This is a genomic window from Flavobacterium chungbukense (assembly GCF_020805785.1).
GTDB lineage: Bacteria > Bacteroidota > Bacteroidia > Flavobacteriales > Flavobacteriaceae > Flavobacterium > Flavobacterium chungbukense.
The window spans coordinates 433162-459068 of the sequence record NZ_JAJGZV010000003.1 but is presented as its reverse complement, the minus strand read 5'-3'; the positions used below and the strand labels follow the sequence as shown (position 1 = coordinate 459068).

The following is a 25907-nucleotide window of genomic DNA, read 5'->3' as shown; positions in this document are numbered from 1 at the left end:
ATGTAAGATTTTATTTATATTTATAAATAAGATTGAAACTGTTTTAATTTCCCTCGATTGGTTCTTTCTAAAACAATTTTTCTAGTAAAAGTGAAGTTTAAATTGGGTTCTAAATACAAATCTATAGCTTCTTTTATTTTTTGAATTTGTTCTGAAACTAATTCTTTTTCAGAGATATATTCAATTTCAAAAGTGTCTATTTTGTTTTGTTTGATGATAAATTCTTTTACATTTCCATCATCTTCAATAATACTTTTGGTTACATAATAAAAAGTCAATCCAGGCGATTTTTTGCCACTTGGTAAAATAGCAACGTCATTGGTTCTGCCGATTAATTTTTTGAGAATAGGTTTTTGCGGTGTACTTTTTTCATCGAGAATTCCGATGTCGCCAATTTCGTATCGAATAAATGGATTGGCTTTATTAAATAAGGAAGTAATCACAATTTTTCCTTCTGTTCCATGTGGAACAGGATTATTATTCTCGTCTAAAATTTCAACAAACAGCGTTTCTGAGTTTACTTGCCATTTACCTTCAGGATTTTCAAAAGCAATCAAATCCAATTCAGATGCACCATATTCTCGTATAATTGGAATTCCAAATTGTTTTTCGAGTAGTTTTTTATCCGATTCAAAAAGCATTTCAGAAGTAACAAAACACGCTTTTAAGGTTGGACAAACTTCGTTCAAAATTATATTTTTCTGTTGTAAAAATTTAGCAAATAAAACGATAGAACTTGTATAACCATTGATGTATTCGAATTTTTTGGTTTTGAATTTCTGTAGAAATTTTTCTAAAACTGCATCAGATAAATCAAAAACAGGAAAACGAAAGCGATTCGTTAGAAAATCTTTGAAACGTTCTTTTTGATATCCAATAAAATCTAATGGAATTCCGTAAAATCGCGCTTGATACGATTTGTTAAAATCAATTCCAAACCATCCAAACCGCATTATAATCGAAGTCCAAGTTAAGGCATGAGAATATTTATCTTTTGCAAAAACAAACGGAGTTCCGCTAGATCCAGAAGTTTTGTTGAGATAAATGTTTTTCTTGGAATAACCTTTTGAAAGTCTTTCTTCAAGAGGTTTTTGTAAATTTTGTTTGTTTAGTATTGGAAGATTTTCCCAGTTTTCATCAGTTTTATCTCCAACTAAATCTTTGTAAAAGAAATTATGATTAAGATGAAAATCGACGATTTCTTTCTTTTTGTTTTCAAGAAAAGTGATAAATTCTTCTTCAGATAAATGAATAATTTTCTCCAATTCAGATTTGGCTTTCTTTAACGGAAAACCATTTAATTGTAGAGAAAAATCAAAGAGACGAATCATTAAACTGCTTCTTTTAAATCGTAACGTTTTATTGATTTTAATTCCTGACCTTTATTTGACTCTTCTTCTTCAATGTCAAAATCGTCCTGAAGTCCAAGCCAAAATTTTGCTGAATTTCCAAAATAATGACTCAATCGTAAAGCGGTATCGGCAGTAATTCTTCTATTTCCTTTAATAATTTCAGAAATTCTGGTTTGTGGAATTTTCAAATCTTTCGATAAACGATAAGGCGTAATGTTTAGAGGAATTAAAAATTCTTCCGATAAAATTTCTCCAGGATGTATATTTTTTAATTTTTCCATTTTTAATTCTTTTTTAATGATAATCAACAATTTCAACATTTGAGGCATTTCCATTTTCCCAAATAAAAATGATACGCCATTGATTATTGATCCTAATGCTATAAAATTCCTTTAGATTACCACTTAATTTTTCAAGACGATTTGAAGGCGGAATTCTTAAATCGGTTAAATTTTGAGAATTATGAAGCATTCTGAGTTTTCTCCTGCCAATTTGCTGTATTTCAATTGATGGTTTTTTGACAGCGATACCATTCCAAATTTTTTCAGTTTCTTTCGACCCAAATGAGATTATCATACCTTTCGCATTACTAACGTCAAAAGTAAGTAAAAAAAATTATTATTTAAGCTCAAAAGCGACTATTTTTGCACCACAACTAAAATACAACAACACCATGACAATTTTATTATTGGGATCAGGCGGAAGAGAGCATGCATTTGCATGGAAAATGACTCAGAGTCCGCTTTGCGAAAAACTTTTTGTAGTACCTGGAAATGCGGGAACAGCTGCAATTGCTGAAAATGTGGCAATATCTGCGACAGATTTTGAAGCCGTAAAAGCTTTAGTACTTAAAGAAAATATAAGTTTAGTAGTTGTAGGACCTGAAGATCCATTGGTAAAAGGTATTTACGATTATTTTAAAAACGACGAAAGTTTAAAACATATTCCAGTCATTGGACCATCTAAATTAGGTGCTCAATTAGAAGGAAGCAAAGAATTTGCAAAAGAATTCTTGATGAAACATAATATTCCAACAGCTGCTTACGATAGTTTTACTGCCGAAACAGTAGAGAAAGGATGTGATTTCTTAGAAACTTTACAACCACCTTACGTTTTAAAAGCAGACGGTTTAGCTGCAGGAAAAGGAGTTTTGATTATTCAAGATCTTGAAGAAGCAAAAACAGAATTAAGAAACATGTTGGTTCACGAGAAATTTGGAGCAGCAAGTTCTAAAGTTGTTATTGAAGAATTTTTAGACGGAATCGAATTAAGCTGTTTCGTTTTAACTGACGGAAAAAACTATAAAATTCTGCCAACGGCAAAAGATTACAAAAGAATTGGTGAAGGAGATACAGGTTTAAACACAGGTGGAATGGGAGCAGTTTCTCCAGTTCCTTATGTGGATGCTGTTTTAATGGAAAAAATTGAAACTCGTATCGTAAAACCAACAATCGAAGGTTTCCAAAAAGACGGAATCGAATATAAAGGTTTTGTTTTTATTGGTTTAATCAACGTTAAAAACGAACCAATCGTTATTGAATACAACGTGAGAATGGGAGATCCTGAAACTGAAGTTGTGGTTCCGAGATTAAAATCTGATTTAGTTGAATTGTTTTTGTCTGTTGCAGATCAGAAATTAGGAGATTTTAATTTAGAAGTTGATCCAAGAAGCGCTACAACTGTTATGGTTGTTTCTGGTGGATATCCTGAAGATTTTGAAAAAGGAAAATTAATTTCTGGATTAGAAAATATTGAAGAATCTATCGTTTTTCATGCAGGAACAAAATTAGATAACGGAAATGTCGTTACTAATGGAGGACGTGTAATTGCAGTAACATCTTACGGAGATAATTTCCAAGAGGCCATAAAAAAATCTTACCAAAACATAGATAAACTAAGCTTTGATAAGATGTATTTTAGAAAAGATATCGGTTTCGATTTAATTTAAAAATAAAAATGACCAACCCTTTTAATTAAGGGTTTGGTTTTTATTTTAAAAATGAATGAGCTGTTGTATCTTGGTTTTCTGTTCCAGCATCATCAAAAATACGTAATTGTTTGATCCAATAAACGATTGCAGCAGAGCAGATGATCATGAAAATCCAGTTAATAGTGTTTGCACCAAACCATGTAATTAATTCCAAACGACGTAAAAAGTCAAGAGGAGCAAACAAAATGTTAACGAATAAGTATTGAATTCCTTCGAAAAAAGCTTTCATAATTTAAAAAATTATATGTTATTTATTGTTGTGTAATGCTTTGAAGATAAAATTCGGCAAACCAAATCTTTTTTCTACTTGTTAGGTTTTTCCTTTTAAACAAGTATTATCTTTACAATCACAAAAGTATAAAATATCCTTATGATAACAAGTGTTTTTAAAAAATCTACGCCATTAAATTATTCATTGGTTGTAATTTTAATACTGGTTTTCTTTTTTATGTTCCAAATTAAAGACCCAACTTGGGTTAGTTCTTATTTTTTGGCATTTCAAAAAGTGAGTTTATTATGCTTTATTTTGGCTTCATTTTTTATGATCAATTTTATCGTAAAAAAGAACGGACTCAGTAAAGACAATGGTTACGCGATACTTTTCTACTTGTTATTTCTTTTGTTTTTTCCAACCATATTTAATAATGCAAATGTTGTTTATGCCAACTTCTTTATTTTATTGTCACTTCGAAGATTGGTTTCTTTACAATCTCTAAAAGCTTCAAAAGAAAAAATATTTGATGCCGCATTTTGGATTTTTGTAGCTTCTTTATTTCAATTTTGGAGTATTTTGTTTCTTTTATTGGTCTACATATCTATTATTTTTCACGTTTCACGCGATTATAGAAACTGGGTTTTGCCATTTATTGCTTTTTTGGCGGTGGCCATTTTATTCTATATGATTTCATTAATTTTTAATATCGATGCATTGGCCTTTATTCAGGAACGTGCTGTCCTTGATTTTAAAATTGATTATTTTAAGAATAATTATGAAAATGCTGCGCTTTCAATATATACTGCAGTGACCTTATTCTTTGTTACCTCGATGTTAATGACTTTGTCAAATAGACCTCAGATTGTTCATTCATCATACAAAAAAATTGTAGCCTACTTTTTCATTGCTGTTTTGGTTTTCCTTATTTCTCCAAATAAAAGCAATGATTTACTATTATTCAGTATTGCTCCATTAACCATTATGGCGGCAAGTCATGTAGAATATATGCAGCAAAAGCTCAATAACGAAATTGTATATTATGTGCTGATCGTATGTAGTTTATTTACCTTTTTCTCACAATTATAATTTACTTCCGTAAGCAAGATCTCCAGCGTCACCAAGGCCAGGAACAATATAGTTTTTCTCATTTAGTTTTTCATCCAAAGAAGCAACCCATAAATGGCAATTTTCTGGAAGATTTTCTTCAAGATGAGCAATTCCTTCTGGAGCAGCAATAACCACAACAATATGAAATTCTGTTGGAGTAGCATTTTCCATTAACTTTTTATGAACAGCAACAATAGATTGTCCAGTTGCCAGCATTGGATCTAGAAGTAAAACAGTTTTATTGTTTAAGTTTGAAATCGCTTGATATTCAACTAAAATTTCAAATTCATCATCATTGTTTGGATGGTATCTGCAAGCCGAAACAAAGCTATTTTCGGCATGATCAAAATAATTCAGAAAACCGTTATGAAGTGGCAACCCAGCTCTTAGAATGGGACATAAAACCAAATCGGTTTCAATTTGTGTTGTTTTTTTTATGCCTAGCGGTGTTTGAATTTCAACATCTTTATAAGGTAAAATTTTGCTTAATTCGTAAGCCATGATTTCTCCAATACGTTCAATATTTCGTCTGAACCGCATGCTATCATTCTGAACATCAACATTTCTAATTTGTCCTAAAAAATGATTTAAAACACTGTTTTTTTCAGATATATAATGAATTTTCATGATGAAATAGTAATTTATTAACGATTAAAGATAAGAAAAGGAAAAATAATTGGTTTTTTTCGCAGCATAAAAGTATAAAAAGTATCTTTGTAACTCTAAAAAAATAAATACATGTTTTCAAAATTAGCATATTCTGTTTTCGAGCAAAGTATCAAAGATTATCATCAATTTGATAATGTTGATCAGCCGATTAATAATCCTTATCCGAAAGATAAGTTCGAGCATTTGTTATATCTAAAAAATTGGATTGATACCGTTCAATGGCATTTTGAAGATATTATCCGTGATCCGCAAATTGATCCTGTTGCCGCTTTAACTTTAAAAAGAAGAATCGATGCATCAAATCAAGAACGTACAGACATGGTAGAATACATCGATAGCTATTTTTTGCAGAAATATAGCAATATACAAGCTAAAGATGGAGCAAAAATCAATTCTGAAAGTCCAGCTTGGGCATTTGATAGATTGTCAATTTTGGCATTAAAAATTTATCACATGCACGAAGAGGCAACTCGTCCAGAAGCTTCTCAAGAACATAGAGATAAATGTCAGGAAAAATTAAATATACTTTTAGAACAAAGAACAGATTTATCTACAGCAATCGAAGAATTATTGACAGATATTGAAAATGGAGATAAATTCATGAAAGTGTACAAGCAAATGAAAATGTACAACGACGACGAATTGAACCCAGTATTGTATCAAAATAAAAAATAATTTGGCAGACTTGTCTAGCAAAATTAAGCATATAGCCGTCATGAGACTATCCGCAATGGGAGATGTCGCCATGACGGTTCCTGTTTTACGAGCTTTTGTAAAACAGTATCCAACGGTAAAATTGACCGTTATTTCACGCCCATTTTTCAAACCATTTTTTGATGGAATTCCAAATCTTGAATTTTTTGCTTTTGATGAAAAAGAAAGACATAAAGGATTTCTAGGACTTTTACGTTTATATAAAGATGTAAAAAAACATAAAATCGATGCTTTTGCTGATCTTCATAATGTTTTAAGATCTAAGATTGTGAGTTTGCTTTTCGCTTTAAGCGGAAAAAAAAGAGCTACAGTAGATAAAGGCCGTGAAGGAAAAAAAGAATTAACTCGTGCTGAAAATAAAGTTTTTGCGCCATTGCCAACGATGTTCGAAAGACACTCAAAAGTATTTGAACAACTTGGTTTTCCTTTAGACTTGTCATCCCGAAGCGTCGGGACTACATTTCCGGAAAAAGCAGTTTTAAGTGCTGAAATTCTTGAAATTATAGGAAATGAAAATTCAAAATTAATTGGAATTGCGCCTTTTGCACAATACGATTCTAAGGTTTATCCTTTAGATTTAATGCAAGAAGTGATTGCAAAATTAGCTGAGAATTCTTCATACAAAATTTTGCTTTTTGGCGGAGGAAAAAAAGAAATCGAAATTTTAAATTCGATTTCAGAGCCATTTGAAAACGTGATTAATATGGCTGGGAAAATTAAATTTCAGCAGGAATTACAATTAATTAGCAATCTCGACGTAATGCTTTCTATGGATTCTGGAAATGCGCATATCGCTGCTATGTTGGGCGTTAAAGTAGTTACACTTTGGGGCGCAACGCATCCGTACGCAGGATTTTTACCTTTCAATCAAACGTTAGAAAATGCTTTGACTTCAGACAGAAATCAATATCCAAAACTGCCAACATCGGTTTATGGAAATAAAGAGGTTGAAGGTTATGAAGATGCGATGAGAACGATTTTGCCGCAACAGGTTTTTGACAAAGTTGTAGAACAGCTTTCATAAAAGATTAAAAAGCTAAAAAGAATAGTTTTTCTAAGCTTCGGAGAAGCGAAATATTTATAGCAAAAATATTTATAGCAAAGAATATCATCTACAATATTAAAGCTCAAGCGGAGTGGCATATTTTTTATAATATATGCCACTCCGCTGGAGCTTTTATTCTTTTGTTTTATTGTGATTCTATAAATATTTTACCCCGTTGGGATTATTTCCCAATAATAAACTTTAGGCAATATTGCTTCTCAATTCATATTTTTCATCAGAATCAAGAATAGAATATCCTATTGTTTTTTTTCTTTTTTTGTTAACTATAATCGTAACAAAGTTGTTTTTGTCTTCGGTTGATAGTAGAATATGTTCAAACTTTTCTGTTGAATCTCTGTAAATCTTGTAGACTAAATCATTGTCTTTTACTTTTTTAGATAAAACTTTAGCCGATTTAAGTTTACTTACATAAGGCCAAATATTAAAGATATTAGAATCGGTATCTTTTACTTCTACCATTTTTTCGGTCATAGTCGCATTGTATTTTTCCCTTTCAAGCAACTTAGGACCTTTTCTATTTTTCATTTTTATAATAACTGCAAGAACACATAGCGAAGCAGTTACAAGAAGCATAATAAATAGATATAGATGAAAGTGTTGTACGTGAGCTGTCATGATATTTAATGTTTAAATGTATTGACAAATTTGATTTAGCTCTACAAATCGAAGATTTTGCGATTGCCATAATTTCACCTCTAATATAATAAAAAATAAGCAAATTTTTGGCTTAATTTTGTTTTTATTGCAATGACAACTTTAACAAAAAGTTTCGCTTAATGAAAAAAAAATTCCAAATCCCAATGGAAAGCTTGGAATTTGGAATTTTTAATATTGGAATTTAAAAGACTATACGTCGTCGTAATCAACATAAATAGTTTCAGAAGTTGGATGTGCTTGACAAGTCAAGATTAATCCTTCTGCGATTTCGCTGTCTGTTAAAATAGAATTTTTTGTCATTTCTGCGCTTCCTTTTGTAACACGCCCTAAACAGCTGCTGCAGATTCCGCCTTGGCAAGAATAAGGAGCATCAACTCCTTGTTTTAAAGCAGCATCAAGAATAGTTTGTTTTTTAGACATTTCAAAAGTAGTCTCTTCATCATCAACCAAAACCGTAATTTTTGTATGGCCTTCTTGAGAACCTTGAATTACGTTTTCTTCAGTAGAAGAGGTAAAAAGCTCAAACTTAATGGCTGATTCTTTTACATTTTTCTCTTTTAAAACATTAGAAACAGTGTTGATCATTTCTTCTGGTCCGCACAAGAAGAATTTATCAAATTGCAGTTCTTTGTGTTTGTTATTCAATACAAAATTAACTGCCGATTTTTCAATTCTTCCAAACAAAGCATTTTCAGCTTTTGCCTGGCTGAATACATAATGCACAAAAAATCTTCCTACGTATTGCAATTGCAGATCGTGAAGTTCTTGATGAAAAATAGTATTTTCTGGAGTTTTATTTCCGTAAACCAATACAAATGAACTCTTTGGTTCGTTTTTTAAAACCGATTTTATAATAGAAAGAACAGGTGTAATTCCGCTTCCTGCTACAAAAGCTGCGTAGTTTTTTTGTCTCTCAGCATCTGGCTCAAAAGTAAATTTACCTTCTGGCTGACCTACTTCAAGAACATCACCCGCTTTTAATCTTGTATTGGCAAATTGAGAAAAAAGACCATTCTTTACTCCTTTAACAGCGATTCTTAATTCGCCACTATCTGGAGCAGAACAAATAGAATATGCACGTCTAATTTCTTGATTGTCAAGTGTTAATTTTAAATTTATATATTGACCAGCTATAAATTTGTAGTCTGGTTTAAGTTCTTCGGGAACATTAAAAAGTACAGAAACAGCATCTGCAGTTTCGCGTTTAACCTCTTTAATTATAAGTTTTAAGAATGAAGGCATGATAGAATTTTTATGCAAAAGTAGCAAACCACTATTAAAAGATTAGCACGAAATTATTTTTTTTAACTTTTTTTGTAACGTTTTCCTACATTTGATCTCTTACTACAAAAATACTAAAACCATAAACCATGATTAAGAAGTTTATTTACCTCGAATGGAAAGCTTTTATTCGATCGGCATCATTTGGTAAAAACCTGGCAATGAAAATTCTAATAGGTTTTTTTATGATCTATTTTTCGGTAATTTTTATCGGAATGGGAGTTGGAGCATTTTATGTTCTAAAGGATATGAAATTAGAACCTTTGATAACAATCAACAAATTTCTAGTTTATTATTTTCTTTTCGATCTGGTAATCCGATTGCTGCTGCAATCCATACCGGTTTTAAATATTAAACCATTATTAGTACTGCCTTTTAAAAAACCGACTATTGTTCATTTCTCATTAGGAAAAACAATGTTGTCTTTTTTTAATTGGGTTCACGCTTTATTTTTTATTCCGTTTTCAGTCGTGTTAATTTTAAACGGATATGATGTTGTTGGGATTGTTTTCTGGCATTTAGGAATAATGGCATTCATTTATATCAATAATTTCTTGAATATTATTTTAAGCAATATTGACAAATTGTTTGCCGTATTTGTTGTTCTGATTATTGCTTTTGCGGGAGCACAATATTATAAATTGTTTGATATCACGCTGTTTACGACTCCGTTTTTCCAAAACTTTTACGATATAGAAGGTGTATTTTTAATACCAATATTAGTATTAATCGGACTTCATATTTATACTTTTAAATATTTTAAAAAGAATTTATATTTAGATGCAGGGCTTTCTGTAAAACAAGATGAGGCATCAACAGAAAATCTTGCTTGGCTGAATCAGTTCGGAACTTTGGGAACATTCCTTAAAAACGACATTAAACTTATTAAAAGAAATAAAAGATCGAAAACGACAATTATCATGAGTGTTCTCTTTTTATTCTACGGATTGATTTTCTTTGGAAACTCTCATCAGCCAGCTATGATGCATATTTTTGCCGGAATATTTGTTTCAGGCGGATTTTTATTTGTTTTTGGTCAATTTGTTCCGAGTTGGGATAGTTCTTATTACCAATTAATGATGACGCAAAATATTCCGTATAGAAATTATATCACTTCAAAATGGTGGCTTATTGTTATTGCAACATTTATTTCTACCATTTTAGCATCCTTTTATCTTTTTTACGGATGGCAAGTTTATCTAACAGTTGTAGTTGGTGCGATTTACAATATAGGAGTCAATTCTCATTTGGTTCTTTTAGGTGGTGCTTTCACTAAAACACCAATTGATTTGAGTAATGCAGGTGGTGCTTTTGGAGATAAAAAAGCGTTTAATGTAAATGCTATGCTACTGTCTTTACCTAAAATTTTACTGCCAGTTGGCTTATATGCTTTAGGAATTTATTTTGGAGACAAAATGATTGGTTTAGCTTTAGTTGCCGGCGCAGGTATTCTCGGATTTATATTTAAAGAAAAGGTATTTTCTTTAATTGAAAAGAGATACAAAATTGAAAAATACAGTACGATAAGTGCCTACAAACAAAAGAACTAATTAGAGAATGTGCCAATTTGAGAATGAGATAATTTCATTCTTTGGAAATCTAAAATCTAAAATCAACAATCTAAAATCAACAATTACCATGATACAAGTAAATCAACTTTCAAAAACATATAACGGAACAACAGTTTTAAACATTAGCAATCTTGATATTCCAAAAGGACAAAGCTTTGGATTGGTTGGAAATAACGGAGCAGGAAAAACGACATTTTTTAGTTTGCTTTTAGATCTTATTCAGCCTTCAACTGGATATATAAAAAGTAATGACATTCAGGTAAATAATAGTGAAAATTGGAAATCTTTCACGGGTTCATTTTTAGATGAAAATTTCCTTATCGGATATTTAACACCAGAAGAATATTTCTATTTTATTGGAGATTTACGTAATCAGAACAAAGCGGATGTAGATGCTTTATTGGCAAAACATGAAGAGTTTTTTAACGGAGAGATTTTAAAAAATAAAAAATACCTTCGTGATTTATCAAAAGGAAACCAGAAAAAAGTTGGAATTATTGCGACACTTATTGGAAATCCAGAAGTTGTAATATTAGATGAGCCTTTTGCAAATTTAGATCCGACAACTGTTAGCAGATTGAAAAAAATTATAAAAGAGCTGGCAGAAAATCCAAATGTAACGGTTTTAGTTTCAAGTCATGATTTGCAGCACACTGTTGAGGTTTGCGATCGAATTGTAGCACTAAATAAAGGAGAAATTGTAAAAGATATTCAAACTTCAAAAGAGACCTTGCAGGAACTAGAATTGTTTTTTGCGGTATAGCATTTCTATATTTCAAAAAGAAGCGTATTTTTACAAATGAATATACTAAAACTGATTTTTAGTAGTTATCTGTTTTAAACTCTTTTCTATTGAAAAAGAATACTCTTAAATATAGTTTTACTCTTGTTTTTTTCTTGTTTTTGATAGCTTGTTCTACCAAAAAAAATACATTTTTGGCTAGAAGTTCACACTCTATTGGAACCAAATATAATATTTTGTATAATGGAGGAATTGGTCTCGAAAAAGGCCTTCAGTCTATTCACGCCAATAATGAAGATAATTTTTGGAAAATTCTGCCAATAGAGAAAATGCAGTTTGATGAAAATTTTTCTGAAGGAGAAAAAGCTAAAAATCCTGATTTTGAGCGAGCAGAAACAAAAGCTACAAAAGCCATTCAGAAACACTCCATGAATATTGGAGGAAGAGAGAGAAACTGGCAGATTGACGAGGCATATCTTATGTTGGGGAAGGCCAGGTATTATGATCAGCGTTTTATTCCCGCAATTGAGGCATTCAATTATATTCTGTACAAATATCCCGAAAGCAATAATATTTATACTGCAAAAATTTGGAGAGAAAAGACCAATATGCGTTTAGGCAACGATGCAATTGCTCTTAAAAACATTAAAATTTTACTTAAAAAAACAGATTTAGACAAACAGACTTTTGCTGATGCAAATGCGCTTATGGCTGAAGCATTTCTGAATTTGGAAGAAAAAGACAGTGTTGTTGCCAAACTTAGAATTGCAGAACAGTTTACAAGAAAAAATGAGGAACGCGCTAGATATCGTTTTATTTTGGGACAGATGTACCAAGCAGAAGGAAAAAGAGACAGCGCTATTTATTTTTATGATGCCGTTATTGATTTAAACAGGAAAGCAGATCGTAAATATATGATGCATGCTTATGCAAAAAAAGCACAAATGTTTGATTATGAAAATGGAAATCAGGAATTGTTTCTCAAAATGTACAACGAATTGGTGCAAGACAGAGAAAATCGTCCCTATTATGATATTCTTTTTTATGAGATGGGCGTATTTTTCGACAAAAATAAAGACCAAACAAATGCTTTAAGTTTCTATAATAAATCTTTGAGAAGAAAATCGAAAGATCCGTATTTAATGGCTTCTGCCTATAGAAATATTGGAAACATGTATTTTAAGAATACAGATTATATAATGGCGGCAAAGTATTACGACAGTACTTTAGTTAAGCTGGATCCTAAAACTAGAGAATACGCCTATATAGAAAAAAACAGAAAAAACCTTGATGAAGTAATAAAATACGAAGCAATCGCAAAACGAAATGATAGTATCATTAAGGTTTATAATTTGCCTGCAGCAGAAAAGAAAATTTATTTTGAAAATTATATTGCAGAGCTAAAAAAGAAAGACGAAGCTAAAAAACTTATAGAAGAAAAGGAAAGAGAGAGATTAGCCAATATTGATTTAAATTCTCAGGCCGAAATTTCTGGAAACGGAGCTGTTAATCCGCAGTCTTTAGGTCAGCCTTCAGTACCAGAAATAGTTGGCGTGCCTAGCGATAATATAAGTACATTCTATTTCTATAATCCAACAACAGTTGCTTACGGAAAACTGCAATTCAAAAAAATGTGGGGAACCAGAACTTTGGGTGGTAACTGGAGATTAGCTGGAGTAAAATCTGCTAATGATGCGGCATTAAACGATACGATTAAAAATCAAGAAATTGCAAATGCAATTGTAGATACCGTTGTTGTAGAAAAATACACTGTAGCTTATTATGTCAAACAGCTTCCAACCACGCAGCTTGCAATTGATAGTATAGGTAAAGAACGTAATTTTTCTTATTACCAACTAGGACTTATATATAAGGAGAAGTTTAAAGAAAACAAATTGGCCAGCGATAAACTGGAGCAGTTATTAAAGAACAGTCCCGAAGAAAAGTTAGTCTTGCCTTCGATGTATAATTTGTATAAAATCTATCAAATTACAAATCGCGCAAAAGCAGAAGCGATAAAAGCAGAAATATCATCCAAATATCCGGATTCGAGATATGCTCAGATTTTAAACAATAAAACAGACGATTCAAATTCGAGTCCTGATAAAGAGTATTATAAATGGTATAAACTTTTTGAAGAAGAAAAATTTGATGAAGTCTTAGCCAATATTGACAATTTAATCAATCAATATTCAGGAGATGAAATTGTTTCTAAATACGAATTGTTAAAAGCCAATACTTTAGGAAAAGTAAATGGTTTGGAGGCCTATAAAAAAGGTCTAGAAAACGTTGCCGATAATTATCCGAATAGTGAAGAAGGTAAAAGTGCCAGAGAAAATTTAGAAAAACAAGTTCCGGTTTTAGAAAAATTAGCTTTTACAGATGTTGACAACAAAAATTGGAAGATTTTATATAAAGTTGCTAATACGGATACAAAAACGGTTAAAAAAATCGAAGAAGCAATTAGAGTCTTTTTATTAGTAGAAAATTACGAGAGACTAACAACATCTTTAGACAAATACAATAAAACGGAAAGTTTCGTAGTTATTCATGGTTTAAAGTCAGAAGCTTACGCTAAAGATATTGCAGGCGTTTTTAGAGATGATAAAAAATATAAAATTGCAGATCCGGCTATAATTATATCAACAGATAACTATAAAATTGTACAGATCAAAAAGAATTTAGACGCATACTTGACCCCAAAAGCCCCTTAAATCTTAACCGCCATGTTTGAAAAAGTAAAAAAAAACGGAACTGAACAATTAGGAAAAACGAATAGAATAGTAGAAGGAACATCAATAATAGGAGACATAGTTTCTAAAGCCGATTTTAGACTAGACGGCGAATTGATTGGAAATTTTACTTCGCAAGGCAAAATCGTGATTGGAGCCAAGGGATCTGTAAAAGGAGAAATAATCTGTAACAATGCCGATATAGAAGGAGAGTTTCACGGAAAAATAAAAGTTCTCGAAATTCTTAATATTAAATCGACTGCTCAAATTCATGGAGAAGTGGCAGTTGGAAAATTATCAATAGAACCAGGGGCAGACTTCACAGCAACCTGCACGATGCTTGCCCATTTAAACCAAGTTATAATGTTAGAAGATGGAAAAGGAACCGAATAAAAGTAGAAGAAATAAATGGCTGGCATTTATAAATATTCCTTTTCAGATGGGAGTAATTATTTTTCTGTTTTCTTATTTCGGAACTTGGCTTGATGAAAATCATCCAAGTCCTAAAGTTTACTACAATACTATTTTTGTAATGCTTGGTGTCGGATTGGCATTATATAATGTAATCCGACAGGTAAACGACATTAATAAAACAAAGTAGATTTTAAGTAAAAAGACCTTGAGATAAAAGTTGCATCTTTGCAGCAAAATTATTTCAAATGCTTTCAAAAAATTACAAACCAGTATTTTATTTATTTTGTTTTGCTTTAGTTGCGTATGTGCTTCATAAAGCAATTTTCTATTTTTTAGAAATCAATACTCAAAACTTCCATTACAGTTTAGAAATACCCTATTTATTCTTCTTTGGAATTTCTGCTCTATTATACCTTATATTATTAATAATAAAGAAGAAGAATTTTGAAATCGTTGGAATGGCATTTTTATTTGGAACTTTTACACAAATGTTATTTGCGTATTTAGTTTTACAACCAATCTTAAAAAGCAAAACAGGAGAAAGTAGTGTTGAGAAAATTAGTTTTTTTATAACATTTGTGTTGTTTTTGTTATTTCAGACGCTTTTAACTGCCCGATTATTAAATGAAAAGCGTTAAAATAACAATTCTTTAAAACAAGGTTTAAAAATAATTTTTCATATCCTTTTGAATATTAATAAAAAATGTACCTTTGCACCAAATTTTAGAAACGTAAAAAAATAAGATTTTCCACGATATGGTGATTTCAAACAAACCACTCAGCTTTATTCTTGCCGCTTTTGTAGCTTCTCTACCAATTATGGGTTTTGCAAACTCAGAGAATGACTCAACGCATGTTCAAACTGAAACAGCTCATGAAGAGAAAGTAATTTCACACAATGCTCCATCGGAAGGAGAGCACGTCGCTCTTGATCCAAAAGCAAAAGTGGATGCTTTTATTGATCACCACTTACAAGATTCTCACGACTTTGTTTTCTTTCAAGATGAGAAAGAACATAAAAGCTATGGTTTTTCATTACCAGTTATATTAATTGATGGAGGATTGAAAATTTTCTCTTCTTCAAAATTACACCACGGTGAAGCTGTTGCAGAGGTTGACGGAAACTTCTACAAATTAGTTCACGGTAAAATTTACAAAACAGATGCAGCCGGAACAATTAACTTTAATGAGCACGGACATCCTGAAAACGAAAAACCTCTAGATTTTTCTATTACAAAAAATGTTGTTTCAATGCTTTTTGTTTCAGTATTATTATTCTTAATGTTTACTGGTTTAGCAAAATCATATAAAAAAGGACCAATCCCAACAGGATTTGGTAGAGTTTTAGAACCACTTATTATTTTCATCAGAGACGAAATTGCGGTTCCAAATATTGGAGAAAAGAAATACCGTAAATATATGGGGTATCTTTTAACTGTATTTTTCTTTGTTTGGTTGTTAAACTTATTAGGAATGACTCCTCTAGGAATTAACGTTACAGGAAATATTGCTATTACGGTTTGTTTAGCAGCATTCACTTTCTTAATTACACAATTTAGTGCTAACAAAGATTATTGGGGACACATTTTCTGGATGCCAGGAGTTCCAGTTCCAATGAAAATTATATTAGCTCCAATTGAAATTTTAGGAACACTAACAAAACCATTTGCATTATTAATTCGTTTGTATGCAAATATTACTGCAGGTCACGTAGTAATTATGAGTTTGATTGCGATGATTTTTGTGGGTAAAAATTTAGCAGCAGATTTACCAATATCATTAGGATTGACATTATTTATCTCTGTTATTGAAGTTTTAGTTGCATTCTTACAAGCATTTATCTTTACAATGTTATCATCATTGTTTATTGGTATGGCAGTTCAAGATCATCACCACGATGATCACGGACACGAAGAGAATGTAATTATCTAATTAGAAGTTTAATTTTATATATATAAATACTTATGGGAACAATTCCAACTTTAGTAGGTGCTGGTTTAGTAGTAATCGGTGCAGGTTTAGGTTTAGGTAAAATCGGTGGATCTGCTATGGACGCTATTGCTCGTCAGCCAGAAGCTGCTGGTAAAATCCAAACTGCGATGATTATTATCGCTGCTTTATTAGAAGGTTTAGCATTCGCTGCTTTAATCTTAGGAAAATAATAAAGAAAGAAATAACAACATCTTTAACGGTTGGTTAAAGGTGTTGTTACTTTAAAAAAAGAAATTAAATATTTAATATAGTTATATAAAATGGATAAGTTAATTAACGATTTTTCATTCGGTTTATTCTTTTGGCAAGCTTTAATCTTGTTAGTATTAATTTTGCTTTTGGTGAAATTTGCATGGAAACCAATTATGGAATCTATTACTGCAAGAGAAGAGGGTATCAAAAATGCATTGCTTTCTGCTGAAAATGCAAAAAGAGAAATGGAAAATTTACAAGCGGATAATCAAAGAATTTTGAATGAAGCTCGTGCAGAACGTGATGCGATGTTGAAAGAAGCTCGCGAAATGAAAGAGAAAATGATTGCTGATTCTAAAAACGAAGCACAAGAGGCAGGTCAAAAAATGATCGAGCAAGCGAAAGCTGCTATCGAAAGTGAAAAAAATGCTGCAATGGCTGAAGTAAAAGCTCAAGTTTCGACTTTATCATTGACTATTGCTGAAAAATTATTGAAAGAAGAATTATCTAATAAAGAATCTCAAACTAAATTAGTTGAGAAAATGTTAGGTGACGTAAAGTTAAACTAAGATTATGGCAAGTACAAGAGCAGCAATTCGTTATGCAAAAGCAATTCTAGACTTAGCAAACTCTAAAGGTGTTGCCGAAGCTGTAAATAACGATATGAAATCAATTGCTTCTGCAATTGAAACAAATTCAGAATTGAGTACCTTTATTGAAAACCCAACTACAAAAGTTGAAGTTAAAGAAAGTGCTCTTTTAGAAGTTTTCTCGGATGCAAATGGAGTAACTATAGGTTTATTTCATTTATTATTCGAGAACAAAAGATTTGAAATTCTAGATGCAATTGCTTTAGAATACAATAAATTATTTGATGAAAGTAATGGTGTGGAAGTAGCAAAAGTTACTACAGCTATTCCTATGGATGCTACTTTAGAGGCTAAAGTTCTAGAAAAAGTGACAACCTTATCTGATAAAAAAATTACAATAGAAAATATAGTAGATCCTTCAATCATTGGTGGATTTATTTTAAGAATAGGTGACAAGCAATACAACGCTTCTGTTGCAAACAGATTACAAGTATTAAAAAGAGAGTTAAGTAATTAGTTTTTATAACACAAAAAAGTGTCTAAATTATAAATTAAGATGGCGGAAATCAAACCTGCTGAAATTTCAGCAATATTAAGAAAGCAAGTAGAAGGTTTTGAATCTGGTGCTACGCTAGAGGAAGTAGGAACAATACTTCAAGTTGGAGACGGTATTGCTCGTGTTTACGGGCTATCTAATGTACAATATGGAGAGTTAGTAGAATTTGATAACGGTATGGAAGGTATCGTATTGAATCTTGAAGAGGATAATGTTGGGGTTGTACTTTTAGGACCATCAACAGGACTTAAAGAAGGATCTACTGCAAAAAGAACTCAACGTATTGCTTCTCTTAAAGTAGGTGAACAAATGGTAGGACGTGTTGTTAACACACTTGGTTTTCCAATTGATGGAAAAGGACCAATCGGTGGTGACTTATACGAAATGCCTTTGGAAAGAAAAGCACCTGGTGTTATCTTCCGTCAGCCAGTAACTGAGCCATTACAAACAGGTATTAAAGCGGTTGATGCTATGATTCCAGTTGGTCGTGGACAACGTGAGCTTGTTATTGGTGACCGTCAAACAGGTAAATCAACTGTTTGTATCGATACAATCTTAAATCAAAAAGAATTTTACGATGCAGGAAAACCTGTATTCTGTATATATGTTGCAATTGGGCAAAAAGCTTCAACTGTAGCAGGAATCGCTAAAATGTTAGAAGAAAAAGGTGCAATGGCTTATACAGTTATTGTTGCAGCTAATGCTTCTGATCCAGCTCCAATGCAAGTTTACGCTCCATTCGCTGGTGCTGCAATTGGAGAGTACTTTAGAGATTCAGGTCGTCCTGCACTTATTGTGTATGATGATTTATCTAAACAAGCTGTTGCTTACCGTGAGGTTTCTCTTTTATTGAGAAGACCACCGGGACGTGAGGCTTACCCTGGAGACGTTTTCTACTTACACTCTCGTTTATTAGAGCGTGCTTGTAAAGTAATTGCTGATGATGGTATCGCTAAAAACATGAACGATTTACCAGATTCTATCAAATCTATCGTAAAAGGTGGTGGTTCATTGACTGCTTTACCAATTATCGAAACTCAAGCTGGTGACGTTTCTGCATATATTCCAACAAACGTAATCTCGATTACAGATGGTCAGATTTTCCTTGACGGAGATTTGTTCAACTCTGGGGTTCGTCCTGCTATCAACGTAGGTATCTCTGTATCTCGTGTTGGAGGTAATGCTCAAATTAAATCTATGAAGAAAGTTTCGGGAACTTTAAAATTAGACCAAGCTCAATTCCGTGAATTAGAAGCTTTTGCTAAATTTGGTTCTGACTTAGATTCTGTTACTTTAAACGTAATTGAAAAAGGTAAAAGAAACGTTGAGATCTTGAAACAAGGTTTAAATGATCCTTATACAGTTGAAAACCAAGTAGCTATTATCTACGCTGGTTCTAAAAACTTATTAAGAAACGTTCCTGTAGAAAAAGTAAAAGAATTTGAAGCTGATTTCTTAGCTTACTTAAACAGTAAACATAGAGATACGCTTAACGCGTTGAAAGCTGGTAAATTAGATGACACTATTACAGATGTTATCGAAAAAGCAGCAAAAGAAATCTCAGCAAAATATAACTAATTAGATAATTCGTTAATTAGATAATTAGAAAATGTAAAACATTATTCTAATTATCTAATTTTCAAATTGTCACATTTTCTAATTAATAGATGGCAAATTTAAAGGAAATCCGTAATAGAATTACTTCCGTTTCATCGACGATGCAGATTACATCGGCTATGAAAATGGTTTCTGCTGCAAAGCTTAAGAAAGCACAAGATGCAATCACTGCAATGCGTCCTTATGCCGAGAAATTAACGGAGTTATTGCAAGATCTTTCTTCTACACTTGAAGGTGAAGTTGGAGGAGATTACACTACACAACGTGAAGTAAAAAAAGTATTGTTAGTAGCTATAACTTCGAACAGAGGTTTATGCGGTGCTTTCAATTCAAATATTATTAAAGAGATTAAAAACCGTACACAGTTTTACGCTGGAAAGCAAGTTGATATTTTTGCTATTGGTAAAAAAGGAAATGACGCTTTAAGCAAAACTCATAAAGTTCACGGTCATCATAATGCAATTTTTGATCATTTAACTTTTGAAAATGTTGCTGGAATTGCAGATAATTTGACTGAGAAATTTTTATCTGGAGAATACGATAGAATTGAGTTAATTTACAATCAATTTAAAAATGCTGCTACGCAAATTGTTCAAACAGAACAGTTTTTACCGTTGGCTCCAATTAAATCTGAGGTAAAAGCTTCTGCTGGAGATTATATTTTTGAACCTTCAAAAGAAGAAATTATTTTAACTTTAATTCCTAAGTCTTTAAAAACGCAATTGTATAAAGGTATCCGCGATTCATTTGCTTCTGAGCATGGAGCGCGTATGACTGCAATGCACAAAGCAACAGATAACGCAACTGAATTAAGAAACCAATTGAAATTGACTTACAACAAAGCTCGTCAGGCTGCGATTACAAGTGAGATTTTGGAAATTGTTGGTGGAGCAGAAGCTTTAAATGGGTAATTTACTCCATAATATATAAAATAAAAAGCCAGCATTTGCTGGCTTTTTATTTATTGGAAGTTTTTCTTTTTTAAAAATAACTTTATAAAATGGTGATTCTCAAATTATTCAAAAGTTGAGAATCACTACCATTTTATAAAAATAGACAGATAACTCTGTGTGCTTTGTCTTTCATGGGAACAAACTAGCTTTATTAATCCCAATGCTCTGTTTTTTTGAGGGTTACATTTCAGCAGAATCAATCCCTTTTGCTTTGTCTTTTATGGGAACAAACAAGCTTTATTAGTCCCAGTGCTCTGTTTTTTTAGGGTTACTACAGCTGAATCAATCCCTTATGCTTTGTCTTTTATGGGAACAAACAAGCTTTATCAGTCCCAGTGCTTCCTTTTTTATAAGGGTTGTATCTAGCTTTCTCAATCCCTGTGAAACAAATTTAGGAAAAGACTGTCTAAAAAAAGTTACATAATTTTCATGTCTAATTTATATATTTCACATGTCTTTGATTTTTAATTATATAACTATTAACTAATAAATTAATTATTTTTGATTATATTATACTAAAATACTATGGAACAGCTACTTATAAAAGAACTCACTACAATTTCAGAAATGTTATCGCATATAGAAACAATCAAGTTTCTCTACCCTAATTTGAGTAAAGAAAAATATGAATCGTATCTTTTGGAGATGATACCGCATAACTATACACAAATTGCTGTTTTTGAAAAGGAAGTTTGTTTGGGACTTACTGGCTGTTGGTCTGCAACAAAATTATGGACAGGAAAATATTTGGAAATTGATAATTTCGTAGTAAATCCTGATTATCGTTCTAGGGGAATTGGAAAATTACTTACCGATTATGTTGAGAAAAAAGCACTAGATCTAAATTGCAGCAGTATTGTTTTAGATGCTTTTACCGGAAATTTTGGAGCACATAGATTTTACTACAATCAAGGTTACGCACCAAAAGGATTTCATTTCGTAAAAATCTTAGACGAAAAGAAACTGACTGTTTAAAAACTGTCAGAACTTTTCTTTATTGCGTCTACAAAAGCAGTATTAAACAAAAGAAATAGTTATTTTTGTCTTACAAACATTATTAGAATTATATTTTGGGATTATATAAAAATCTATTTAAGCAAACGGCAATTTATGGACTGGCAACAGTTTTACCTAGAATGCTGAGTTTTTTATTAGTGAGATTGTACACAGGAATTTTGCCTACTGCAGAGTACGGAGAAGTTTCGATTGTTTTGTCTTGGATGGTTTTCTTCAACGTAGTTCTTTCTTACGGAATGGAAACTGCTTTTTTTAGATTTTACAGTGCCGAAGATGATAAGAAAAATGTAATTGCAACTTCTACAATTTCAATATTTTGGACTTCAATTATTTTTCTTTTTGTTGCTTTAATTTTTAGAAACACACTTGCAAATTTAGCCGAAGTCGATGTCCAATATATTACATACACGGTTTGGATTTTAGTTTTAGATGCATTGGTTTTAATTCCGTTTTCTAAACTAAGAGCCAATCAAAGACCAATGGTTTATGCTGCTATTAAGATTGGAAATGTAGTTATAAATCTTTTGCTAAATATCTTTTTCTTAATGTATCTGCCTACATTGGCGGAGTCGCATCCAGGTTCTGTTTGGGACAATTTATATGTCGAAAACTTTCAAATAGCCTATATTTTCATTGCCAATCTTTTGGCGAGCTTAGCAACGTTTATAGTTCTTTCACCAAACTATCTTTCGCTTGGACGAAAATTCGATCCAGAACTTTGGAGAAGAATGATGAAGTATGGCCTTCCTATTTTAGTTGCCGGATTAGCTTTTGCTGTAAATGAACATTTTGATAAAATTTTATTAGGCTATTTGCTTCCTGAAAATTTAGCAAAGTCGGAAGTTGGAGCATATTCAGCCTGTTATAAGTTAGGATTGTTTATGGTTCTTTTCGCAACAGCTTTTAGATTAGGAATTGAGCCATTCTTTTTTAGTCATGCAAAAAATGAAAATGCACCTCAAACGTATGCAGTAATTACGAAATATTTTGTGATACTTGGATCGTTGATTTTACTAGGTGTTATCGTTTTTGCAGATGTTTTAAAATATCTTTTATTAGACAATAAATCATATTGGGAAGCTATGAAAGTGGTGCCGCTTATTATTTTAGCGAATTTCTTTCTTGGTATTTATAACAACTTATCGGTATGGTATAAACTAACAGATAAAACAAAAATTGGAGCTTATATTTCTATAGTAGGCGCTATTGTAACTTTGGTATTAAATTATCTTTTAATTCCAAAATATAGTTATTATGGTTCTGCAATTGCAACCATTTCGGCTTACGGAAGCATGATGCTTATTTCTTATGTTTTGGGAAATAAATATTATCCAATTCCATACGACATGAACAAAATTGGTGCTTATTTAGGTGTTTCTATATTGTTTTCAATTATTTCTTTTTACGGATTTAGAGAAAAATATTATGTTGGAATTCCCCTTCTTTTAATCTTTATGTATATGGTTTACCATTTCGAAAAAGATACTATAAAAGGAATATTAAAAAGAAAATAAGCGTTTAAAAAAATTATACTTACAAAATGAAAATACAAATAATCAATAAATCGCAACACGAATTACCAAATTACGAAACTATTGCTTCTGCAGGAATGGATTTACGTGCCAATATTTCGGAGACAATTACGTTAAAACCTTTAGAAAGAGCTATTGTAAAAACAGGACTTTTTATAGAATTGCCAATTGGCTATGAAGCTCAAGTAAGACCAAGAAGCGGTCTGGCAGCAAAAAAAGGTGTTACCGTTTTAAACTCACCAGGAACTATTGATGCAGATTATAGAGGAGAAATAGGAGTAATTTTAGTAAATTTATCTAATGACGATTTTGTAATTGAAAATGGCGAGAGAATTGCACAGTTGATTATTGCAAAACACGAAAGAGCAGAATGGATCGAAGTTGAAACGCTTTCTGAAACATCAAGAGGCGAAGGAGGATTCGGAAGCACTGGAGTAAAATAAATTTCTGAAGTAAACAGAAATAAGAAAAAGAAAAGACCAAACCCCATGAAGATTTTTTCAAATCTTCTATAAAATCAAATAAAGAATGAAAATAATTGTGCCAATGGCAGGCCGCGGATCAAGATTGAGGCCTCATACATTAACTGTTCCAAAACCATTAATTCCTGTTGCAGGCAAATCTATAGTGCATCGTTTAGTTGAAGATATTGCAAAAATATTAAAAGAACCTATCGAAGAGGTAGCTTTTATTTTAGGAGATGAAGCTTTTTTTGGAGATGATGTTGTAAAAAGTTTAGAAGATTTAGCGCAAGGCTTAGGTGCTAAAGCTTCAATTTATCGTCAAGATCAGCCTTTGGGAACTGGGCATGCTATCATGTGTGCTAAAGATTCTCTTTCTGGACCAGCGGTAATTGCTTATGCAGATACTTTGATTAGAGCAGATTTTGAGTTGGATCCAGAAGCAGATGCTGTAATTTGGGTAAAACAAGTTGAACAGCCAGAAGCTTTTGGTGTTGTAAAACTAAATCAAAATAATGAAATTGTAGAATTGGTTGAAAAGCCAAAAGAATTCGTAAGTGACTTAGCGGTTATCGGAATTTACTATTTTAAAGAAGTTGGAGTTTTAAGAAATGAACTTCAAAGTGTTTTAGATAATAATATTCAAAATGGCGGTGAATACCAGATTAACGACGGTATCAAAGCGATGATGTCAAACGGAAAAGTTTTCAAAACTGGAAGTGTTGACGAATGGATGGATTGCGGTAACAAAGATGTTACAGTTGAAACCAACACTAGAATGTTAGGTTTTCTGCACAATGACGGAGAACATTTAGTAGATTATGGAGTGAAATTAGAGAATGCTACCATTATTCCACCATGTTATATTGGCGAAAATGTTATTTTAAAAAACACGACAGTTGGACCAAATGTTTCGATTGGAAACGGATGCCATGTAACAGACAGTACAATTAAAAACAGTTTGATTCAAACGTATTCTCAAATTAAAAATGCTAACTTAGATAACGCGATGATTGGAAATCACGTTAGTTACGATGGTAAATTTACTAGCGTAAGTATCGGCGATTATTCAGTTTTAGAATAAAAAAATAAAAGGTTTTGTTTTTGTTTAAAATGCAATTTTTGATATGATCAAAAAAAGAGTTTTTACGGTTTTGTTTCTTGCTTTATTTAGCACTTCGTTTTCGGCTTTTGCACAGACAGAGCCCGAGGACATTGCTATGGCAACAGACGAATATCAGGACTCATTTTATGAATCATTAAAACAAAAAGGAATCGAAAATTACGATAAAGCAATTGTGTCATTGGAAAAATGTATCAAACTAAAACCCAATGATGCAGTCGCTTATTTTGAATTAGGGAAGAATTATCTAGCGCTTAAACAGTATCAAAATGCGCAAAATGCTTTTGAAAAAGCAACCCAGCTTGACCCAAAAAATAAATGGTTTTGGCTCGGAATTTACGATGTAAGTTATGAGACAAAAAATTATGCGTTAGCGATTGAAATCATTCAAAAAATTATTGTTTTTGATGAAGAATACAAAGACGATTTGATTTCGTTGTATATGATTACAAATCAGTATGACAAAGCATTGACAGCAATAAACGAAATGAATGATAAGTTTGGAAAATCTTCAGATCGTGAAATCTATAAGGCGCAGATTCTATCTCAAGGGAAATATCAAAATGCCGAAATTGACAACCTGATTCAACAGATTAAAAAAGATCCGAAAGAAGAATCCAATTATTTGAATCTTATACTATTGTATTCAAAAAATAATGAAAACGAGAAGTCTTTAGAGGTAGCCAAACAATTAGCAAAAGAAATTCCAACTTCAGAATGGGCTCAAGTGAGTTTATTCAAAACCTATTTGGATGCCAATCAGGCAGAGAAAGCTATAAAATCGATGAATGTAATTTTAGCAAGCTCAAAAATTGATTCAAAAATAAAACATAGAACTTTGAATGAATTTTTGATTTTTGTAAATAAAAATCCGCAATATTCAGCAGATTTAGAAAAAGCAATTTCTTATTTTGATAATGATAAAGAAGTAGATGTTGCTAAAGAAATTGGAAAATTCTACCATAGTAAAGGCCAGTTTGAAAACGCAATTAAATATTATGAAAAAGATTTAAAGGCACATTCAGACACCGATCTAGAAACCAATATGTTGTTGCTAGAAGCTTATTCTCAGGTTAAACAATACGATCCTATGACTAAAAGAGCCATGATGCTGATTGAAGTATATCCGAGTCAGGCACAGTTTTATTATTATGCTGGTTTAGGAAGCAATCAGATAAAACAGTTTAAAAATGCTAAAACCGTTTTAGAAATGGGTCTTGATTATGTTGTAGATGATATAAAATTGGAAGCAAATTTTAATATTCAATTAGGAGAAGCGTATAATGGATTGGGAGATGCAAAGAAAAAAGAGGAATACTTTTTGAAGGCAAATGAATTATTAAAAAAGAAAAAATAAAAGTAGAA

Annotated in this window: 28 protein-coding genes; 21 read left to right on the top strand and 7 right to left on the bottom strand. The window is 31.7% G+C overall.

The features are described from left to right. Nucleotides 1-20: 20 nt before the first annotated feature. Genes LL966_RS12320 through LL966_RS12310 form a run of 3 tightly spaced genes read right to left on the bottom strand, consistent with a single transcriptional unit; the run spans nucleotide 21 to nucleotide 1928 of the window. Nucleotides 21-1331 carry a phenylacetate--CoA ligase family protein gene (locus LL966_RS12320; RefSeq protein ID WP_229353606.1) on the bottom strand — a complete coding sequence of 437 codons (1311 nt, stop codon included), beginning with the start codon at nucleotides 1329-1331 and terminating at the stop codon, nucleotides 21-23. Beyond that, nucleotides 1331-1633 (bottom strand): HigA family addiction module antitoxin, encoded by a 303-nt coding sequence (locus LL966_RS12315; RefSeq protein WP_229353605.1) that lies wholly within the window; start codon nucleotides 1631-1633, stop codon nucleotides 1331-1333. The genes LL966_RS12320 and LL966_RS12315 overlap by 1 nt, the downstream gene beginning before the upstream one ends. Nucleotides 1634-1646: 13 nt before the next feature. Next, nucleotides 1647-1928 (bottom strand): type II toxin-antitoxin system RelE/ParE family toxin, encoded by a 282-nt coding sequence (locus tag LL966_RS12310; RefSeq protein ID WP_229353604.1) that lies wholly within the window; start codon nucleotides 1926-1928, stop codon nucleotides 1647-1649. 97 nt (nucleotides 1929-2025) lie between these two features. On the opposite strand from LL966_RS12310, the gene purD reads away from it, so the two are divergent. Next, a complete protein-coding gene (gene purD, locus LL966_RS12305; protein WP_229353603.1) occupies nucleotides 2026-3300 on the top strand; it encodes a phosphoribosylamine--glycine ligase in 1275 nt (424 codons plus the stop codon). A 40-nt stretch (nucleotides 3301-3340) separates the two neighbouring features. On the opposite strand, the gene LL966_RS12300 is transcribed toward purD, so the two are convergent. After that, on the bottom strand, nucleotides 3341-3571 hold the full coding sequence (locus tag LL966_RS12300) for a DUF6341 family protein (protein ID WP_229353602.1): 231 nt from the start codon (nucleotides 3569-3571) through the stop codon (nucleotides 3341-3343). A gap of 141 nt (nucleotides 3572-3712) precedes the next feature. On the opposite strand from LL966_RS12300, the gene LL966_RS12295 reads away from it, so the two are divergent. Continuing rightward, nucleotides 3713-4642, top strand: a complete 930-nt coding sequence (locus LL966_RS12295; RefSeq protein WP_229353600.1) for a DUF6427 family protein — start codon at nucleotides 3713-3715, stop codon at nucleotides 4640-4642. On the opposite strand, the gene upp is transcribed toward LL966_RS12295, so the two are convergent. After that, nucleotides 4637-5290, bottom strand: a complete 654-nt coding sequence (gene upp / locus LL966_RS12290) for a uracil phosphoribosyltransferase (RefSeq protein ID WP_229353597.1) — start codon at nucleotides 5288-5290, stop codon at nucleotides 4637-4639. The two genes, LL966_RS12295 and upp, sit on opposite strands and share 6 nt — an antisense overlap. Before the next feature lie 111 nt (nucleotides 5291-5401). Between upp and LL966_RS12285 the strand changes: the two genes are divergently transcribed. Continuing rightward, the gene (locus tag LL966_RS12285) at nucleotides 5402-6007 is read left to right on the top strand and encodes a DUF4254 domain-containing protein (RefSeq protein WP_229353595.1); all 606 of its coding nucleotides are present in this window, start codon (nucleotides 5402-5404) and stop codon (nucleotides 6005-6007) included. A 40-nt stretch (nucleotides 6008-6047) separates the two neighbouring features. Then, a complete protein-coding gene (locus LL966_RS12280) occupies nucleotides 6048-7070 on the top strand; it encodes a glycosyltransferase family 9 protein (protein ID WP_229353592.1) in 1023 nt (340 codons plus the stop codon). 222 nt (nucleotides 7071-7292) lie between these two features. Here the strand turns inward: LL966_RS12280 and LL966_RS12275 are convergent, their stop codons facing one another. Both LL966_RS12275 and LL966_RS12270 read right to left on the bottom strand, forming a co-directional pair. Further along, nucleotides 7293-7637, bottom strand: coding sequence for a hypothetical protein (locus LL966_RS12275; RefSeq protein ID WP_229353591.1), 345 nt, complete (start codon nucleotides 7635-7637; stop codon nucleotides 7293-7295). 321 nt (nucleotides 7638-7958) lie between these two features. Further along, on the bottom strand, nucleotides 7959-9011 hold the full coding sequence (locus LL966_RS12270; RefSeq protein ID WP_229353589.1) for a 2Fe-2S iron-sulfur cluster-binding protein: 1053 nt from the start codon (nucleotides 9009-9011) through the stop codon (nucleotides 7959-7961). 128 nt (nucleotides 9012-9139) lie between these two features. Here LL966_RS12270 and LL966_RS12265 point away from each other — a divergent pair, with 128 nt between their 5' ends. The 17 genes from LL966_RS12265 (at nucleotide 9140) to LL966_RS12185 (ending at nucleotide 25899) form a co-directional block, all read left to right on the top strand. Continuing rightward, nucleotides 9140-10600 carry a DUF5687 family protein gene (locus tag LL966_RS12265; protein WP_229353586.1) on the top strand — a complete coding sequence of 487 codons (1461 nt, stop codon included), beginning with the start codon at nucleotides 9140-9142 and terminating at the stop codon, nucleotides 10598-10600. 88 nt (nucleotides 10601-10688) lie between these two features. Continuing rightward, complete coding sequence (locus tag LL966_RS12260; protein ID WP_229353583.1) at nucleotides 10689-11384, top strand: ABC transporter ATP-binding protein; 696 nt, start codon at nucleotides 10689-10691, stop codon at nucleotides 11382-11384. 89 nt (nucleotides 11385-11473) lie between these two features. Then, nucleotides 11474-14077 carry a type IX secretion system periplasmic lipoprotein PorW/SprE gene (gene porW, locus LL966_RS12255; RefSeq protein WP_229353581.1) on the top strand — a complete coding sequence of 868 codons (2604 nt, stop codon included), beginning with the start codon at nucleotides 11474-11476 and terminating at the stop codon, nucleotides 14075-14077. A 12-nt stretch (nucleotides 14078-14089) separates the two neighbouring features. After that, nucleotides 14090-14488: a bactofilin family protein gene (locus tag LL966_RS12250; RefSeq protein WP_229353579.1), complete on the top strand. Its 399-nt coding sequence runs from the start codon at nucleotides 14090-14092 to the stop codon at nucleotides 14486-14488. Then, nucleotides 14469-14696 (top strand): AtpZ/AtpI family protein, encoded by a 228-nt coding sequence (locus tag LL966_RS12245; protein WP_229353576.1) that lies wholly within the window; start codon nucleotides 14469-14471, stop codon nucleotides 14694-14696. The genes LL966_RS12250 and LL966_RS12245 overlap by 20 nt, the downstream gene beginning before the upstream one ends. A 58-nt stretch (nucleotides 14697-14754) precedes the next feature. After that, a complete protein-coding gene (locus LL966_RS12240) occupies nucleotides 14755-15147 on the top strand; it encodes a DUF6168 family protein (protein WP_229353574.1) in 393 nt (130 codons plus the stop codon). Between the two features lie 118 nt (nucleotides 15148-15265). Beyond that, nucleotides 15266-16441, top strand: coding sequence for a F0F1 ATP synthase subunit A (gene atpB / locus LL966_RS12235; protein WP_229353572.1), 1176 nt, complete (start codon nucleotides 15266-15268; stop codon nucleotides 16439-16441). Nucleotides 16442-16473: 32 nt separating this feature from the next. After that, nucleotides 16474-16671 (top strand): ATP synthase F0 subunit C, encoded by a 198-nt coding sequence (gene atpE, locus LL966_RS12230; RefSeq protein ID WP_008465835.1) that lies wholly within the window; start codon nucleotides 16474-16476, stop codon nucleotides 16669-16671. 90 nt (nucleotides 16672-16761) lie between these two features. Next, nucleotides 16762-17262: a F0F1 ATP synthase subunit B gene (locus tag LL966_RS12225; RefSeq protein WP_229353570.1), complete on the top strand. Its 501-nt coding sequence runs from the start codon at nucleotides 16762-16764 to the stop codon at nucleotides 17260-17262. A 4-nt stretch (nucleotides 17263-17266) separates the two neighbouring features. Beyond that, complete coding sequence (gene atpH, locus LL966_RS12220) at nucleotides 17267-17800, top strand: ATP synthase F1 subunit delta (protein WP_229353568.1); 534 nt, start codon at nucleotides 17267-17269, stop codon at nucleotides 17798-17800. A gap of 39 nt (nucleotides 17801-17839) precedes the next feature. Beyond that, nucleotides 17840-19417 (top strand): F0F1 ATP synthase subunit alpha, encoded by a 1578-nt coding sequence (gene atpA, locus LL966_RS12215; RefSeq protein ID WP_229353566.1) that lies wholly within the window; start codon nucleotides 17840-17842, stop codon nucleotides 19415-19417. An 89-nt stretch (nucleotides 19418-19506) separates the two neighbouring features. After that, nucleotides 19507-20367: an ATP synthase F1 subunit gamma gene (atpG, locus tag LL966_RS12210; RefSeq protein WP_229353563.1), complete on the top strand. Its 861-nt coding sequence runs from the start codon at nucleotides 19507-19509 to the stop codon at nucleotides 20365-20367. Nucleotides 20368-20934: 567 nt separating this feature from the next. After that, entirely contained in the window at nucleotides 20935-21384 is a 450-nt protein-coding gene (locus LL966_RS12205) for a GNAT family N-acetyltransferase (protein WP_229353562.1), read from the top strand. A gap of 95 nt (nucleotides 21385-21479) precedes the next feature. After that, nucleotides 21480-22940 carry a lipopolysaccharide biosynthesis protein gene (locus LL966_RS12200; protein ID WP_229353560.1) on the top strand — a complete coding sequence of 487 codons (1461 nt, stop codon included), beginning with the start codon at nucleotides 21480-21482 and terminating at the stop codon, nucleotides 22938-22940. 26 nt (nucleotides 22941-22966) lie between these two features. Next, on the top strand, nucleotides 22967-23401 hold the full coding sequence (gene dut / locus LL966_RS12195; protein ID WP_229353559.1) for a dUTP diphosphatase: 435 nt from the start codon (nucleotides 22967-22969) through the stop codon (nucleotides 23399-23401). 85 nt (nucleotides 23402-23486) lie between these two features. After that, complete coding sequence (locus LL966_RS12190; protein ID WP_229353558.1) at nucleotides 23487-24503, top strand: sugar phosphate nucleotidyltransferase; 1017 nt, start codon at nucleotides 23487-23489, stop codon at nucleotides 24501-24503. A 43-nt stretch (nucleotides 24504-24546) separates the two neighbouring features. Beyond that, a complete protein-coding gene (locus LL966_RS12185) occupies nucleotides 24547-25899 on the top strand; it encodes a tetratricopeptide repeat protein (protein WP_229353556.1) in 1353 nt (450 codons plus the stop codon). Nucleotides 25900-25907: the final 8 nt, after the last annotated feature.

Coding starts and splice junctions, on each gene's coding strand:
- LL966_RS12190 (WP_229353558.1), top strand. CDS start 23,487: ATGAAAATAATTGTGCCAATGGCAGGCCGCGGATCAAGATTGAGGCCT.
- LL966_RS12260 (WP_229353583.1), top strand. CDS start 10,689: ATGATACAAGTAAATCAACTTTCAAAAACATATAACGGAACAACAGTT.
- LL966_RS12270 (WP_229353589.1), bottom strand. CDS start 9,011: ATGCCTTCATTCTTAAAACTTATAATTAAAGAGGTTAAACGCGAAACT.
- LL966_RS12300 (WP_229353602.1), bottom strand. CDS start 3,571: ATGAAAGCTTTTTTCGAAGGAATTCAATACTTATTCGTTAACATTTTG.
- LL966_RS12310 (WP_229353604.1), bottom strand. CDS start 1,928: ATGATAATCTCATTTGGGTCGAAAGAAACTGAAAAAATTTGGAATGGT.
- atpG (WP_229353563.1), top strand. CDS start 19,507: ATGGCAAATTTAAAGGAAATCCGTAATAGAATTACTTCCGTTTCATCG.
- LL966_RS12275 (WP_229353591.1), bottom strand. CDS start 7,637: ATGAAAAATAGAAAAGGTCCTAAGTTGCTTGAAAGGGAAAAATACAAT.
- dut (WP_229353559.1), top strand. CDS start 22,967: ATGAAAATACAAATAATCAATAAATCGCAACACGAATTACCAAATTAC.
- atpA (WP_229353566.1), top strand. CDS start 17,840: ATGGCGGAAATCAAACCTGCTGAAATTTCAGCAATATTAAGAAAGCAA.
- LL966_RS12245 (WP_229353576.1), top strand. CDS start 14,469: ATGGAAAAGGAACCGAATAAAAGTAGAAGAAATAAATGGCTGGCATTT.
- LL966_RS12185 (WP_229353556.1), top strand. CDS start 24,547: ATGATCAAAAAAAGAGTTTTTACGGTTTTGTTTCTTGCTTTATTTAGC.
- LL966_RS12250 (WP_229353579.1), top strand. CDS start 14,090: ATGTTTGAAAAAGTAAAAAAAAACGGAACTGAACAATTAGGAAAAACG.
- atpE (WP_008465835.1), top strand. CDS start 16,474: ATGGGAACAATTCCAACTTTAGTAGGTGCTGGTTTAGTAGTAATCGGT.
- LL966_RS12280 (WP_229353592.1), top strand. CDS start 6,048: ATGAGACTATCCGCAATGGGAGATGTCGCCATGACGGTTCCTGTTTTA.
- atpH (WP_229353568.1), top strand. CDS start 17,267: ATGGCAAGTACAAGAGCAGCAATTCGTTATGCAAAAGCAATTCTAGAC.
- upp (WP_229353597.1), bottom strand. CDS start 5,290: ATGAAAATTCATTATATATCTGAAAAAAACAGTGTTTTAAATCATTTT.
- LL966_RS12205 (WP_229353562.1), top strand. CDS start 20,935: ATGGAACAGCTACTTATAAAAGAACTCACTACAATTTCAGAAATGTTA.
- LL966_RS12285 (WP_229353595.1), top strand. CDS start 5,402: ATGTTTTCAAAATTAGCATATTCTGTTTTCGAGCAAAGTATCAAAGAT.
- LL966_RS12315 (WP_229353605.1), bottom strand. CDS start 1,633: ATGGAAAAATTAAAAAATATACATCCTGGAGAAATTTTATCGGAAGAA.
- LL966_RS12320 (WP_229353606.1), bottom strand. CDS start 1,331: ATGATTCGTCTCTTTGATTTTTCTCTACAATTAAATGGTTTTCCGTTA.
- LL966_RS12240 (WP_229353574.1), top strand. CDS start 14,755: ATGCTTTCAAAAAATTACAAACCAGTATTTTATTTATTTTGTTTTGCT.
- LL966_RS12295 (WP_229353600.1), top strand. CDS start 3,713: ATGATAACAAGTGTTTTTAAAAAATCTACGCCATTAAATTATTCATTG.
- purD (WP_229353603.1), top strand. CDS start 2,026: ATGACAATTTTATTATTGGGATCAGGCGGAAGAGAGCATGCATTTGCA.
- LL966_RS12225 (WP_229353570.1), top strand. CDS start 16,762: ATGGATAAGTTAATTAACGATTTTTCATTCGGTTTATTCTTTTGGCAA.
- atpB (WP_229353572.1), top strand. CDS start 15,266: ATGGTGATTTCAAACAAACCACTCAGCTTTATTCTTGCCGCTTTTGTA.
- LL966_RS12265 (WP_229353586.1), top strand. CDS start 9,140: ATGATTAAGAAGTTTATTTACCTCGAATGGAAAGCTTTTATTCGATCG.